The sequence below is a fragment of the Shinella sp. WSD5-1 genome (assembly GCF_963942435.1).
In the GTDB taxonomy this organism is placed as follows: Bacteria; Pseudomonadota; Alphaproteobacteria; order Rhizobiales; family Rhizobiaceae; genus Shinella; species Shinella yambaruensis.
This window is the reverse complement of record NZ_OZ012596.1, coordinates 2,174,307-2,188,772: the sequence shown is the minus strand read 5'-3', so window position 1 is coordinate 2,188,772 and position 14,466 is coordinate 2,174,307. Positions and strand designations below refer to the sequence as shown.

General features: G+C 66.2%; 12 protein-coding genes. 7 read left to right on the top strand and 5 right to left on the bottom strand.

Annotated features, from left to right (window positions below; translation table 11 throughout):
- Window positions 1-83: 83 nt before the first annotated feature.
- On the bottom strand, window positions 84-1,874 hold the full coding sequence (locus AABQ55_RS10640; RefSeq protein ID WP_272804991.1) for a TRAP transporter large permease: 1,791 nt from the start codon (window positions 1,872-1,874) through the stop codon (window positions 84-86).
- Complete coding sequence (locus AABQ55_RS10635; RefSeq protein ID WP_272804990.1) at window positions 1,871-2,446, bottom strand: TRAP transporter small permease subunit; 576 nt, start codon at window positions 2,444-2,446, stop codon at window positions 1,871-1,873. Before AABQ55_RS10635 ends, AABQ55_RS10640 begins: the two co-directional genes overlap by 4 nt.
- A 247-nt stretch (window positions 2,447-2,693) precedes the next feature.
- On the opposite strand from AABQ55_RS10635, the gene AABQ55_RS10630 reads away from it, so the two are divergent.
- Window positions 2,694-3,620: a Gfo/Idh/MocA family protein gene (locus AABQ55_RS10630; protein ID WP_272804989.1), complete on the top strand. Its 927-nt coding sequence runs from the start codon at window positions 2,694-2,696 to the stop codon at window positions 3,618-3,620.
- Between the two features lie 162 nt (window positions 3,621-3,782).
- Here AABQ55_RS10630 and AABQ55_RS10625 read toward each other — a convergent pair whose 3' ends face one another.
- Together AABQ55_RS10625 and AABQ55_RS10620 are read right to left on the bottom strand one after the other, a co-directional pair.
- Window positions 3,783-4,232: a DNA polymerase III subunit chi gene (locus AABQ55_RS10625; RefSeq protein ID WP_272804988.1), complete on the bottom strand. Its 450-nt coding sequence runs from the start codon at window positions 4,230-4,232 to the stop codon at window positions 3,783-3,785.
- Between the two features lie 7 nt (window positions 4,233-4,239).
- Entirely contained in the window at window positions 4,240-5,730 is a 1,491-nt protein-coding gene (locus AABQ55_RS10620; RefSeq protein WP_272804987.1) for a leucyl aminopeptidase, read from the bottom strand.
- 267 nt (window positions 5,731-5,997) lie between these two features.
- On the opposite strand from AABQ55_RS10620, the gene lptF reads away from it, so the two are divergent.
- The 6 genes from lptF (at window position 5,998) to rsmA (ending at window position 13,625) form a co-directional block, all read left to right on the top strand.
- Window positions 5,998-7,182 carry an LPS export ABC transporter permease LptF gene (gene lptF, locus AABQ55_RS10615; protein WP_272804986.1) on the top strand — a complete coding sequence of 395 codons (1,185 nt, stop codon included), beginning with the start codon at window positions 5,998-6,000 and terminating at the stop codon, window positions 7,180-7,182.
- Window positions 7,179-8,261 (top strand): LPS export ABC transporter permease LptG, encoded by a 1,083-nt coding sequence (gene lptG, locus AABQ55_RS10610; RefSeq protein WP_272804985.1) that lies wholly within the window; start codon window positions 7,179-7,181, stop codon window positions 8,259-8,261. Before lptF ends, lptG begins: the two co-directional genes overlap by 4 nt.
- A complete protein-coding gene (locus AABQ55_RS10605; RefSeq protein ID WP_272804984.1) occupies window positions 8,261-10,597 on the top strand; it encodes an LPS-assembly protein LptD in 2,337 nt (778 codons plus the stop codon). Before lptG ends, AABQ55_RS10605 begins: the two co-directional genes overlap by 1 nt.
- Before the next feature lie 145 nt (window positions 10,598-10,742).
- Window positions 10,743-11,681 carry a SurA N-terminal domain-containing protein gene (locus tag AABQ55_RS10600; RefSeq protein ID WP_244765970.1) on the top strand — a complete coding sequence of 313 codons (939 nt, stop codon included), beginning with the start codon at window positions 10,743-10,745 and terminating at the stop codon, window positions 11,679-11,681.
- Between the two features lie 82 nt (window positions 11,682-11,763).
- On the top strand, window positions 11,764-12,798 hold the full coding sequence (gene pdxA / locus AABQ55_RS10595) for a 4-hydroxythreonine-4-phosphate dehydrogenase PdxA (protein ID WP_272804983.1): 1,035 nt from the start codon (window positions 11,764-11,766) through the stop codon (window positions 12,796-12,798).
- Entirely contained in the window at window positions 12,798-13,625 is an 828-nt protein-coding gene (rsmA, locus tag AABQ55_RS10590) for a 16S rRNA (adenine(1518)-N(6)/adenine(1519)-N(6))-dimethyltransferase RsmA (protein ID WP_272804982.1), read from the top strand. The genes pdxA and rsmA overlap by 1 nt, the downstream gene beginning before the upstream one ends.
- Before the next feature lie 181 nt (window positions 13,626-13,806).
- Here the strand turns inward: rsmA and gmk are convergent, their stop codons facing one another.
- Complete coding sequence (gene gmk / locus AABQ55_RS10585) at window positions 13,807-14,466, bottom strand: guanylate kinase (protein WP_244765973.1); 660 nt, start codon at window positions 14,464-14,466, stop codon at window positions 13,807-13,809.

The window sequence follows — 14,466 nt, the reverse complement described above, 5'->3', positions numbered from 1 at the left end:
AACCCCTCGCCTCCTTTTCCTTCTCCCCGCTTGCGGGGAGAAGGTGGCCGGCAGGCCGGATGAGGGGCGAGCGCGCCGCCGCCTCAGTTGAACGACGGCGGGCTCGACAGATCGGTCGCCGGTTTCTCTCCGCCCTCGGCCGGCTTCTGCTCGCCGCTGCCCTCCAGCGGGTTGCCGGCGGGAAGCTGCAGGCCGCCCGGCAGGCCGAGGCCGCCGCCATTGTCGGGCAGCGTCAGGCCGGGCAGACCGCCCTCGCCACCGCCGAAACCGGGCACCTCAATCTTGATGGTCGCGGGATCGACGCCGCTGCCCTCGCCCTTGTAGTGCATGACCATGCCCGGGAAGAGGATGGTGAGCGCCACCATGACAATCTGGATGCCGACGAAGGGCACGGCGCCCCAGTAGATCTGCCCCGTCGTCACGGGCTGCATCTTCTTGCCCGTCACCTTGTCGAGATAGGGCACCTTGGCGGCGACCGAGCGCAGGTAGAACAGCGCAAAGCCGAAGGGCGGGTGCATGAAGCTCGTCTGCATGTTGATGCCGAGCAGCACGCCGAACCAGATGAGGTCGATGCCGAGCTTGTCGGCGGCCGGCGCGAGCAGCGGCACGATGATGAAGGCGAGCTCGAAGAAATCGAGGAAGAAGGCGAGGAAGAAGACCAGCACGTTCACCGCGATCAGGAAGCCCGTCTCGCCGCCCGGCAGGGAGACCAGCAGATGCTCCACCCACAGATGCCCGTTCACGCCGTAGAAGGTCAGCGAGAAGACGCGGGCGCCGATGAGGATGAAGAGCACGAAGGAGGAAAGACGCGTGGTGGCGGTGAGCGCCGAGCGGACCACGTCCATGGTGAGCCGGCCCTTGGCCGCCGCCATGACGAGCGCGCCGACCGCGCCCATGGCGCCGCCCTCCGTCGGCGTCGCGATGCCGAGGAAGATCGTGCCGAGCACGAGGAAGATCAGCGCGAGCGGCGGGATCAGCACGATGATGACCTGCTGGGCCAGCCGCGACATCATGTTGATGTTGAGCGTCTTGTCCGCCACCGCGACGATGTAGATGAAGAGGACGCCGACGGTGCCGCCGAGGATGTCGGCGTTCTCGCCCTGCGTCGGATAGAGATAGATATGCGCCGCATAGGCAAAGCCGGCCGCGACGGCGAGCGCGATGGCCAGCGAGGTCACGCCCGAGCCGAGCGAACGCGCCTCCAGCGGCAGCGCCGGCATGGAGTCCCGCCTGAGGAAGGTCATCAGCAGGATGTAGCCCATATAGAGCCCGGTCAGCACCAGCCCCGGAATGAGCGCGCCGGCATACATGTCGCCGACCGAGCGGCCGAGCTGGTCGGCAAGCACGATGAGGACGAGCGAGGGCGGGATGATCTGGGCAAGCGTGCCGGAGGCCGCGATGACGCCCGAGGCGATCGACCGGTCATAGCCGTAGCGCAGCATGATCGGCAGCGAGATGAGGCCCATCGCGATGACCGACGCGGCGACGACGCCGGTGGTGGCGGCAAGCAGCGCGCCGACGAAGATGACCGCATAGGCAAGGCCGCCGCGGATCGGCCCGAAGAGCTGGCCGATCGTGTCGAGAAGGTCCTCGGCCATGCCCGACTTTTCGAGCACGATCCCCATGAAGGTGAAGAAGGGGATGGCGAGCAATGTGTCGTTCGACATCACCCCCCACAGCCGTTCCGGCATCGCGTTCAGCAAGGGCCAGGACAGGTTGATCGAATCGGAGAGGGGCGCGAGCTCCACGCCGATGATGAAGAAGAGCAGGCCGTTCGCCGCGAGCGCGAATGCCACCGGATAGCCCAGCAGCAGGAACACGATCAGCGACATGAACATGATCGGCGCAAGGTTTTCCGCGATGAATTCGATCATGCGCCCTTCTCCTCTGCGATGACCGAATCGAGCGGCGCGTGCGTCGGCACGTAGGGCGTCGGGTCCTCCATATCGCCGCGCATGATGGCGATCTTCTTGATGATCTCGGAAACGCCCTGGAAGGCCAGGAGGACGAAGCCGGCCAACAGGATGGCCTTGGCCGGCCAGACGATCAGGCCGCCGGCGCTGGAAGAGCCCTCGCCCGAGCGGAACGACATCAGGACATAGGGAACGAGAAAGTAGACCATCAACAGCACGAAGGGCATCAGGAAGAGGCAATGGCCGATGAGGTCGATCCAGTGCTGCACCCTGCGCGAGAACTTGCCGTAGACCACGTCGATGCGGATATGCTCGTTCTGCGCCAGCGTATAGGCGGCGGCGAGCATGAAGGCGCCGCCGAACAGATACCATTGCGCCTCGAGCCAGGCGTTGGACGATGTGTTGAAGACCTTTCGGACGACGGCATTTCCGGCACTGACGAGCACGGCGATCAGGATCAGCCAGCCGACGGCCTTCCCGATATTTTCCGTGATCACGTCGATGAGCCGGCTGAAGGCCAGCAGCGCTTTCATGAGAACTCCTCCCCGCTTGGTATGTTATTGCTTTGGTGCCAAGCACAGGCAGAGTGCCGATTTCAAGGCTCGTTTCAAGTCCGCGGCCCGGTTTTCCCGGCCTGAGAGCCTGCATTAGACGAAAGGCGAATACGGCTTCGGCCGCATTGCACAATCGATAGGCAGATATGCACGCGCCGGCACCCTTGCCCCAACCGGCGGTTCTGCTACAACAGCGCCAAATCATCATACAAATGAGGGCGGAGCCATGTCCCCGATCAATCTCGCAATCGTCGGCGTCGGCAAGATCGTGCGCGACCAGCATCTTCCGGCCGTCGCGAAGAACGGCGACTACAGGCTGATCGCCGCGGCGAGCCGCCACGGCACGGTCGACGGCATCGACAATTTCACGTCGATCGACGCGATGCTGGCCGCCGTTCCCGCCATCGAGGCCGTGTCGCTCTGCATGCCGCCGCAATATCGCTACGAGGCGGCCGAAAAGGCGCTGTCGGCCGGCAAGCACGTCTTCCTCGAAAAGCCGCCGGGCGCGACGCTGTCCGAGGTCGCCGACCTCGAATCGCTCGCCGCCGCCAGGGGCCTCACGCTCTTCGCCAGCTGGCATTCGCGCTATGCCCCGGCGGTGGAAGCGGCGAAGGCGTTCCTCGCCGGAACGACGATCCGCTCCATGCGGGTGATCTGGAAGGAAGACGTGCGCCACTGGCATCCGAACCAGGAGTGGATCTGGCAGGCGGGCGGCCTCGGCGTCTTCGACCCGGGCATCAACGCGCTGTCCATCGTCACCCATATCCTGCCGCGCCCGGTCTTCCTCACCGCCGCCACGCTGGAATTCCCGGAAAACCGCGACGCGCCGATCGCCGCAACGATGACCTTCACCGATGCCAGGGGCCTCGACCTTGCCGCCGAGTTCGACTGGCGGCAGACCGGCAAGCAGAGCTGGGACATCGTCGCTGAGACCGATGCCGGCGAGATGGTTCTGTCGGAGGGCGGTGCGAAGCTCTCCATCGACGGCAAGCTGGTGCACGAGGAGCCGGAGCAGGAATATCCGATGCTCTACAGGCACTTCGCCGAACTGGTGAAGGCCGGGAAGTCCGACGTCGACCTCGCGCCGCTGCGCCACGTCGCCGACGCCTTCATGCTTGGGCGGCGGAAGTTCGTCGAGGCGTTCTACGATTGAGGCAGAGGTCGCCCCTCGTCCGGCCTGCCGCGACCTTCTCCCCGCAAGCGGGGAGAAGGGATATGCCGCGCCGGTTTCCCCAGCCAATGACCGTTCGTGGGCCACGCCCCCTCTCCCCGCCCGCGGGGAGAGGGTTAGGGTGAGGGGCGCCCCTCGGCACTCCTAAGCCTTCTTCATCCAGCGTCCGTCGCTGTTCTGCTGCCAGTAGGTGAGCTGGTGCCCCTCGCCTTTCAGGCGTTTCCAGTGCGCGCGCGCCGTCTCCACCTCGGCCTGGTCGTAGCCGTCGAACATGAAGATGACGCGCTCATAGGCGTCGAGCGGCGGCGGCTCGGCGCCGGCGACGAGGAAGCGCACCGTCGCGCCGTTCGCATTGTCGGCGGCGGTCGTCAGCAGCACCGGCTGTTCGGCCGGAAAGGCCTGCTCGTCGGTGCCGTGCGGCAGGAAGCTGTCCTCGCGGAAGGTCCACAGATGCGTGTCGAGCGCGTCGCGCCGCTCCGCGTCGCCGGCCTGCACGACGACGCGCCAGCCGCGCTCGAGGCTCTTGTCGAGGAGCGGCGGCAAAGCGTCCTCCAGCTTCGATTCGGTCAGGTGGTAGAAGAGGACCTCGCTCACCCTCTCCTCACCCTTCGTAGTTCGCGCGCACCAGCTCATCCAGCAGGCGCACGCCGAAGCCGGAACCCCAGGACTGGTTGATCTCGTCCGTCGGCGAGCCCATGGCCGTGCCGGCGATGTCGAGATGCGCCCAGGGCGTGTCCTTGACGAAGCGGTGCAGGAACTGCGCGGCGGTGATCGAGCCGGCATAGCGCCCGCCGGTGTTCTTCATGTCGGCGAACTTGCTGTCGATCATCTTGTCGTATTCGCGGCCGAGCGGCATGCGCCACAGGCGCTCGTTCGTCGAAAGGCCGGCGGCAGTGAGGCGCGCGGCAAGCGTGTCGTCGTTGGAGAAGAGGCCGGCATGATGGCTGCCGAGCGCGACCATGATCGCGCCGGTCAGCGTCGCGAGGTTCACCATGAACTGCGGCTTGAACGTCTCGTTGCAGTACCAGAGCGCGTCGCACAGCACGAGGCGGCCTTCGGCATCGGTGTTGATGACCTCGATCGTCTGGCCGGACATCGACTTGACGATATCGCCGGGACGCTGGGCGTTGCCGTCGGGCATGTTTTCCACAAGGCCGAGGATGCCGACGACATTCGCCTTCGCCTTGCGGGCGGCGAGCGTGTGCATCAGGCCGATGACGGCGGCCGCCCCGCCCATGTCGCCCTTCATGTCCTCCATGCCGGCGGCCGGCTTGATGGAGATGCCGCCCGTATCGAAGACGACGCCCTTGCCGATGAAGGCGATCGGCCGGTCCTTCTCCTTGCCGCCCTTCCAGTGCATGACGGCCAGGCGCGGCGGGCGCACGGAACCCTGCGCGACGCCGAGCAGCGCGGCCATGCCGAGCTTCTTCATCTCGCGCTCGGTGAGGATGTCCACCTCGACGCCGAGCTTTTCGAGCGCCTTGGCCTTGTCGGCGAATTCGACCGGGCCGAGCACGTTGGCCGGCTCGTTGACGAGGTTGCGGGCGAGAATCACGCCCTCGGCAACGGCATCGGACACCTCGTTCGCCTTCCTGGCGGCGCTGGCGACGGCGGTGACGATCGTCACCTTCACGGCCTTGCCGTTCTTCGCCTCGTCGTCCTCGTCCTTCTTCGTCTTGTAGGTGTCGAAGCTGTAGGCGCCGAGCTGCATGCCGAGGGCGAAGTCGGCGGCGTTCTTCGCCGTCACCGTTACGCCCGGCGCGTCGAGATAGACCGTCGCCTTCTCCGCGCGGCCGATCCTGGCGGCAGCGGCGCCGCCGGCCTTCAGCCAGTCGTGGGGGCCAAGCTTTTCCGCCTCGCCGAGGCCGAGCACGAGGATGCGGTCGGCCGGCGCCCCGTGCGGCGCCAGAACGTCGAGCGTCTTCAGGGCCTTGCCGGTGAACTTCGCGACATCGGCGGCGCGGGCGACGACACCTTCCGGATCGACCTCGCCAAGACCGGCCGCCGCCTGGCCGGCAATCTGCAGGAGAACCGCAAGGCCGCCCGAAGCGCGCGCCGTCTTTGCGAAACCGATGTCGAATCTGGAAGCCATGACCTACTCCGAATGTAATGCCGGCGGGCCTGCCGCCCGTCCGGGAGGCCGCCAATCTCATCAATTCCTTGTCGCTTTTGCGGCGCTTGGCAAGATGCGACACCTTGTTTACAGATGGTCGGGCATGCTTGTTCGCCATAAATTTTCCTTGGCCGGTGAGACTCCGGCCTATGGCATCGGCCTGCGGAAACCTTATATGCCCCTGGCCGCTCCGACGGGTGCCCCTGCACGAGACCGGAGCCATTTGTCGCAAACGCGGACGAAACGATGAAACTGATCGAGCGCTATATCCTGCGGCGGGCGTCGCTCATGTTCGTCGCCACGCTCGTTCCCCTGCTCGGTATCGTCTGGGTCACGCAGGCGCTCGGCAGCATCAACCTCGTCACCGACAGCGGCCAGTCGATCTTCGCCTTCCTGAAGCTCGCAACGCTGATCCTGCCTTCGGTGATCCCGATCATCCTGCCCTTCGCGTTCGTCATCGGCGTATCGCAGACGCTGACCGTCATGAACTCCGATTCGGAGCTGACCGTGCTGAACTCGGCCGGCGCCTCGCGCATGACGATCATCCGCCCGGTGATGATCCTCGCCGTGGCGATGAGCCTCGTCTCCTTCGCCGTCGACAATTTCATCGAACCCTATTCGCGCACCGCAGTGCGCAAGATGATCGCCACGGCCCATGCCGACATGCTCTCCTCCGTCGTGCAGGAGAACACCTTCCGCAAGATCACCGACGGCCTCTACGTGCAGGTGGCCGAGCGGCGCAATGGCGGCGTGCTCTCCGGCCTCTTCGTCGCCGATACGCGCGATCCGCGCTTCGAGCTCGTCTACTATGCCCGCGAGGGCGCGGTGGACGAGAACAGCTCGGCGCTCGTCATGAAGGACGGCGAGGTGCACCGCAAGCTGCCGGACGGCAACGTTTCGATCATCAAGTTCGATTCCTACGCCTTCGACCTTGCCGACCTCACCCAAAGCGTCGGCAAATCCAACGTGCGGGCCAAGGATCGCGACCTCATCTATCTCTTCGATCCAGACCCCAACGATCCGCAATACAAGAAGAACCCCGGGGCCTTCACGGCCGAGATCCACCGCCGCTTCACCGAATGGCTCTTCCCGGCGGTCTTCGGCCTTATCGCGCTCGTCGTCAGCGGCGATGCCCGCTCGCATCGCGAGGCGCGCGTGCATCCGATGATCACGGCGCTGGTGACCGCGCTCTTCGTGCGCTGGGCCAGCTTCTACGCGTCGAACAATGCGGAAGATTCCGGCTATTACATCCCGATCATGTATCTCATTCCCATCGTCACGGCGGCGCTGGCGATCCGCTACCTGCGGCGCAACAAGAGCCTCGACATTCCCGCGACGCTGGGCGAGCGGCTGACGGACCTGCGCGAGCGCGGGCTCGCGCGCCTCACCCGGATGGGCTCGACCTCCACCGGCGGGAGCGGCCAGCCATGATCCCCACGCTCGGCTTCTATTTCTTCCGCCGCTACATCACCACCACCATCTGGTTCCTGCTCGGCATCTTCTCGCTGATCTTCATCATCGATTTCAGCGAGATGTCGAACCGGGTCGGCGTGCTGCCGGGGTACACGCTGACGAGCGGCCTCATCGTCACGGCGCTGCGCATCCCGATGATCCTCATGCAGACCGTACCTTTCGTGGCGCTCTTTGCCGGCATGGCGGCGCTGATCTCGCTGAACCGGCGCTACGAGCTGGTCGTCACGCGCGCGGCCGGCATCTCCGTCTGGCAGTTCCTGCGCCCCTTCGTCATCGGCGCCTTCCTGTTCGGTGTCATGGCCGTGCTCGCCATCAACCCGATCGCCGCCTGGGGCGCCAAGAAGGCGGGGGAGCTGGAAGCGGGCTGGGGCGCCAGCAATGCCGCGCGCGCCGAGACCGCCGTGCCGTGGCTGCGGCAGATCCACGGCAACGACCAGGCGATCATCGGCGCCAAGGCCGTTCTCGACGGCGGCACGCGCCTTGCGAACGTCACCGTCATCCACTTCGATCCCGACGGCCGCATCGTGCTGCGTCAGGATGCCGATTCGGCAACCTTGGAAGATGGTTACTGGTTGCTTAAGAACGTGCACGAGACGCGCAACGGCGAACTGCCGGTCCGTCTCGATGAGGTACAGCTTCGTACCAACCTGAAACGGGAATTCGTCCAGGAGAGCCTCGAAAAGCCTGAATCCATTCCGTTTTTGAGCCTTGGACGGAAGATCGAGGCGGCAAAATCCTTCGGTTTCCCGACGGATGCGATGGAAACGCAGTTCCATTCCCTGCTGTCGCTGCCGCTGCTTCTGGTTGCCATGACGCTGATCGCAGCCTGTGTATCATTAAAATTTAGCCGGTTTAATCAATCGCGTGCGGTGATTCTGGGTGGAATCCTGTCGGGCTTCATGCTTTATGTCGTCACCGTGCTTGTGAAGGCATTCGGAAGCAGCGGTGTTGTTCCTCCGTTCGTTGCGGCCTGGCTCCCCGTGGTCGTCGCAATGTCCTTGGGTGCGACGATTCTTCTGCATCAGGAGGACGGCTAGTGGCGGCAGGCGACCGCAAAATGAACAGGTGGTCGAGAGCCGCCCTGCTTGCAGGTGCGGCCATCTGTGCCATCGTGTCCGCCTCCACGCTCCCCGCCCGGGCGCAGGCACCCGATATCCAGTCGATGGAGCCGAAGATCCCGGACGACGCCAAGCTCCTGCTGGCGGCCAACGAGCTCGTCTACAACAACGACACGGAGAAGGTGATCGCCCGCGGCGCGGTGCAGATCAACTATGGCGGCTACAAGCTCGTCGCCCGCCAGGTGGAATACAACCAGAATACCGGCCGGCTGACGGCGCATGGCAATATCGAGCTCATCGAGCCGACGGGCAACCGCGTCTATGCCGACGAGATGGACCTGTCGGACGATTTCGCCAACGGTTTCGTCAATGCGCTGCGCATCGAAACCACGGACCTCACCAAGCTGGCGGCGACCAGCGGCGAGCGCGTCAACGGCGAGGAGATGATCCTCAACCACGCCGTCTATACCGCCTGCACGCCCTGCGCCACCAACCCGACGCACCGCTCGCTCTGGCAGATCAAGGCCGAGCGCGTCGTGCAGAACGGCCGCACGAAGACGATCCGCCTCGAACGCGCCCGCTTCGAGATGTTCGGCAGGCCGATCGCCTATATTCCCGTGCTGGAGGTGCCGGACCATACGGTCAAGCGCAAGAGCGGCTTCCTCTTCCCGCAGTTCAGTTACGAGCAGAAGCTCGGCCTCGGCATCACGACGCCCTATTATTTCGCGATCGCGCCGGACATGGACGCGACGCTCTCGCCGACCGTCTTGACCCGCCAGGGTTTCCTCGTCGAGGGCGAGTTCCGCAAACGCTTCCACAACGGCCAGATCACCCTGCGCGCCGCCGGCATCGACCAGTGGAACCCGGGCGTCTTCACGGCCGGCACGAGCGACCGGCGCGACGACTTCCGCGGCATGGTCGCCTCCGAGGGCCGCTTCAGGATCAATCCGCGCTGGGCGTTCGGCTGGGATGTCATGGCGCAGACGGACAACAACTTCTCGCGCACCTATGACCTCGACGGCCTGGAAGACCGCATCCATGTCAACCAGATCTACCTGACGGGCCTCGGCGACCGGAACGTCTTCGACCTGCGCTCCTTCTATTTCGACGTGCAGGACGCGGACCCGCAGGACCGGCTGGAGCGCAAGCAGGCGATCGCCCAGACGCTCGACCACGAATATATCGTGCCGCAGCCCGTGCTCGGCGGCGAACTCTCGATCACCACGAACATCACCAATGTCGAGCGCGACCTTGCCGATGTCTACAGCGTGCGCGGCAACGAGCGGTTCCGCGGCCTTGCCGGCGGCACGACGCGGCTGACCAGCGAAGTCGAATGGCGGCGCCAGCTCATCGTGCCCGGCGGCCTCGTATTGACCCCCCTTCTGGCGGCGCGCGGCGATATCCACCGCCTCGACATGAGCAATCCCGGCCCCGGCTATGCCGGCAACTACGTGGACGACAACAGCACGACCCGCGCGATGCTGACCGCCGGGCTCGAGGCGCGCTACCCGATCCTCGCGACGACCGACTACAGCACCCATCTCTTCGAGCCGATCGCGCAGATCTACCTGCGCCCGGACGAGGACCATGCAGGCGGCCTGCCGAACGAGGACGCCCAGAGCTTCGTCTTCGACGCCACCAACCTTTTCGAACGCGACAAGTTCTCCGGCTTCGACCGGATCGAGGGCGGCTCGCGCGCCAATCTGGGCCTGCGCTATACCGGCACGTTCGACAACGGCCTGCGCCTGCGCTCGATCATCGGCCAGTCCTTCCATCTCGGCGGCGTGAACTCCTTCGCGACGCCCGACCTCGTCAATGCCGGCGCCAATTCCGGCCTGGAGACGGATTCGTCCGATTATGTCGGCATGGCCGGCATCGACCTGCCGAACGGCCTGTCGCTCGCCCACAGCGCCCGCCTCGACAAGGACGACCTGTCGCTGCGCCGCGCCGACACCTCGGTGCGCTTCGACGGCGCCCGTTTCGAGACCGAGATCACCTATACGCGCATCGCCGCGCAACCGGCCTACGGCCTGGAGAGGGACGCCAGCGAAATCCAGAGCGCCGCGGCCTTCAAGTTCGAGGACTACTGGTCGGTGTTCGGGTCATTGACCTACGACATCAACAGCCAGAGCCTCTCGCGCAACGGCATCGGCTTCTCCTACGACGACCGCGACACGGTCTTCTCGATCGTCTACGAGCAGACGCGCGACAAATCCCGCACGACGGCGAACGACTGGTCGATCGGCGCGCGGCTGATGTTCCGCACGCTCGGCGACATCAATGTCGGCGACACGACGCTGACCGGCTTCGAGTAAGCGCTGCCGCGCTCTTGTCATCGTTTGGCCGCATGTATTATGCACATCCGGGAGAAACGCCCGCCGATGAATGCCGCCTGCAGGGACGGCATTCCCGCACGAACGACACCGGCGCGCGCGAAATGGGTTTGGGAAAGGGACTGGCATGACGGGCAGACACTCTCTGGTTCGCTCCATGATGATGGGCGTGGCGCTTGCCGCTGCGGCGACGATCGCGGCTCCGGCCGGCACGGTCCAGGCCGCAAGCGGGATCGTGGCCGTCGTCAACAACACGCCGGTGACCTCCGGCGAGATCGAGCGCCGCGCCGCCTTCCTTCGGCTGCAGCGCGCCGGCGGCAACCTGCGTGCCAAGGCCCGCGAGCAGATGATCGACGAAGTGCTGAAGCGTGGGGAAATCCTGCGCCTCAAGATGTCCGTCAGCAGCGCCGAGGTGGATGCCGCCTATGCCCGCTTTGCCGCCTCCAACAAGATGTCGACCCAGCAGCTCGGCGAGATCCTGAGCCGCGCCGGCGTCGGTTCGGACCACTTCAAGCAGTACATCGCCATCCAGATGAGCTGGCCGCGCGTCGTCAACGCCCGCTACGGCGCTGCCAAGGACAGCAAGACGCTGGTCCAGCGCATGCAGGAGAACGGCGGCAAGAAGCCGGTCACCACCGAATATTTCCTCAAGCAGGTCATCTTCGTCGTGCCGGAGAAGCGCCGCAACGCCATTCTCGGCAAGCGCAAGCAGGAGGCGGAGGCCTCGCGCTCGAAGTTCCCCGGCTGCGAACAGGCCAAGGTCTTCGCCGCGACCATGCGCGACGTCTCGATCCGCGACCTCGGCCGCGTGCTGGCGCCGGAAATGCCGGAGGACTGGAAGCCGCTTATCGAGAAGGCGAACGGCATGACGACGGGCACGCGCGTCACCGAACGCGGCGTCGAATATCTCGCCATCTGCAAGAAGCGCGAGGTCAACGACGACGTGGCGGCCGAGATGGTCTTCCGCGCCGAGGACCTCAGCAAGGCCAAGGGCAACGAGGGCGACGCGAACAGCCAGAAGTACCTCGCCGAACTGCGCAAGAAGGCGACGATCACCGAACGCTGATGCCGGAACCGCGGCCCGCGCCCGCTCACGGGCGCCGCGGCCGGGACGTTTCCCCCTTCCAACCCGCTGACGGCAGGGTCCCATGACGACGACAAGTTTTCCCCCGCTGGCGCTCACCATGGGCGACCCGGCGGGGATCGGGCCGGATATCACGCTCGCCCTGTGGTCGGCCCGCAAGACGCTCTCCCTGCCGCCCTTCCTCTTCATCGGCGATGCCGCGGTATTGCGCGCGCGCGCCGTCGCCCTCGGGCTCGATGTTCCCGTCGCGGCGGCGGAGCCGGAGATGGCGGCCGCCCTCTTCCCGGACGCCCTGCCGGTGCTCGCCTGCGATTGCGCCGTGCCGGCCGTGGCCGGTTCACCCGATTCCCGCAACGCCGCCGCCATCACCGGCGCGATCGAGACCGCGGTCGCCCTGACATTCGCCGACCGCACCGCCGCCGTGGTGACGAACCCGATCGCCAAGGCCGTGCTCTACGACGCCGGCTTCGGCTTTCCCGGCCACACGGAGTTCCTCGCCGACCTCGCCGCCCGGGCGACGGGCCGGCAAGCTTTGCCCGTCATGCTGCTGGCCGGGCCGAAGCTGCGCAGCGTTCCCGTCACCATCCACATTCCCCTGAAGGACGTGCCGGAGGCGCTGACGGAAGAGCTGATCGTGGAGACGGCCACCATCACCGAACGGGACCTGCGCCAGCGCTTCGGCATCGCCCGCCCGCGCCTTGCCCTTGCCGGGCTCAACCCGCATGCCGGCGAAGGCGGTGCGCTGGGCCTGGAGGACGACGCCGTCGTGCGCCCGGCCGTGGAGCGGCTCAAGGCAGCCGGCATCGACGCGGTCGGCCCGCTGCCGGCCGACACGATGTTCCACGACGCCGCCCGCGCCGCCTATGACGTGGCGCTCTGCATGTATCACGACCAGGCGCTGATCCCCGCCAAGGCGCTCGGCTTCGACGATTCCGTCAATGCCACGCTGGGCCTGCCCTTCATCCGCACCTCGCCGGACCACGGCACGGCCTTTTCGCTTGCCGGCAAGGGCGTCGCCAGGCCCGACAGCCTGCTTGCCGCCCTCCGTCTTGCCCACGACCTTGCCCGGCATGAGCGGGCCGCAAAGGAGACCGCCTGATGGCCGCACTCGACGGGCTGCCGCCGCTCCGCGACGTCATCCAGCGCCATGGGCTCGACGCGAAGAAGGCGCTCGGCCAGAACTTCCTGCTCGACCTCAACCTTACCCAGAAGATCGCCCGCACCGCCGGCCCGATCGAGGACCATACGGTGATCGAGGTCGGCCCCGGACCGGGCGGCCTGACGCGCGCCATCCTGGCGCTCGGCGCCAAGCGGGTGATCGCCATCGAGCGCGACGCGCGCTGCCTGCCGGCGCTGGTGGAGATTTCGGAGCATTATCCGGGCCGCCTGACGGTTATCGAAGGGGATGCGCTGAAGACGGATTTCGAGGCGCTGGCGCCGGGCGAGCCGGTGCGCATCATCGCCAACCTGCCCTACAATGTCGGCACGCAGCTCCTCGTCAACTGGCTGCTGCCGAAGGCCTGGCCGCCCTTCTGGGACTCGCTGACGCTGATGTTCCAGCGCGAGGTCGGCCTGCGCATCGTGGCGGAGGAGAATGACGACCACTACGGCCGGCTCGGCGTGCTCGCGGGCTGGCGCAGCCATGCCCGCATGGCCTTCGACGTGCCGCCCCAGGCCTTCACGCCGCCCCCGAAGGTCACCTCGTCCGTCGTGCATCTGGAGCCGGTGGCAAACCCCTTGCCCTGCGACGTCGCCGCGCTGGAGCGCGTCACCCATGCCGCCTTCGGCCAGCGCCGCAAGATGCTGCGCCAGAGCGTCAAGTCGCTCGGCGGCGAGGCGCTGCTGGCGCGCGCGGAGATCGATCCGCAGCGGCGGGCGGAGACGCTGAGCGTGGAAGAGTTCGTGCGGCTGGCGAACGCGTTGTAAGGTTTAAGCGGCCCCTCATCCGGCCTGCCGGCCACCTTCTCCCCGCAGGCGGGGCGAAGGGGATATGCCGTTCCGGTTTCCCCAAACAAGACCCGTTCGTGGGGCAAGTCCCCTCTCCCCGCCTGCGGGGAGAGGGTTAGGGTGAGGGGCAATCCCGCGGAAAGAGGATGCGGACGAACGCCTACAAAACCGGCTTCTCCGTCACCAGCTTCGTCACGAACTCGAACAGCCCGTGCCGCCGGTCGCGGCGCAGGCGTTCGGCCTTGACGATGCTCTGCACAGCGTCGAAGGCGACGGAGAGGTCGTCGTTGAGGATGACATAGTCGTATTCCCGCCAGTGTTCGATCTCGGCGCGGGAATTGGCAAGGCGCGTCTGGATGACCTCCTCCGTATCCTCGGCGCGGCGATGCAGGCGCGACTGCAATTCGGTCATCGACGGCGGCAGGATGAAGATCGAGACGACGTCGGCCGGCATCTTCTCCTGCAGCTGCTGGGCGCCCTGCCAGTCGATGTCGAACAGCATGTCGCGGCCGGCGGACATCGCCTCTTCCACCGGCTCGCGCGGCGTGCCGTAGAAATTGCCGTGCACCTCGGCCCACTCGAGCAGCGCTTCGCTGTCGCGCAGCCGCTCGAATTCCTTGTGGTTGATGAAGTGGTAGTGGCGGCCGGCGATCTCGCTCGCCCGGCGCTGGCGCGTGGTGACGCTGACCGACAGGCTGAGGCCGGGATCGGCTTCCAGGAGGTTGCGGGCGATGGTCGACTTGCCGGCGCCCGACGGCGAGGAGATGACGAGCATGAGCCCGCGGCGTTCGATATGGATATGCTTCGACGGCTCGGCCAT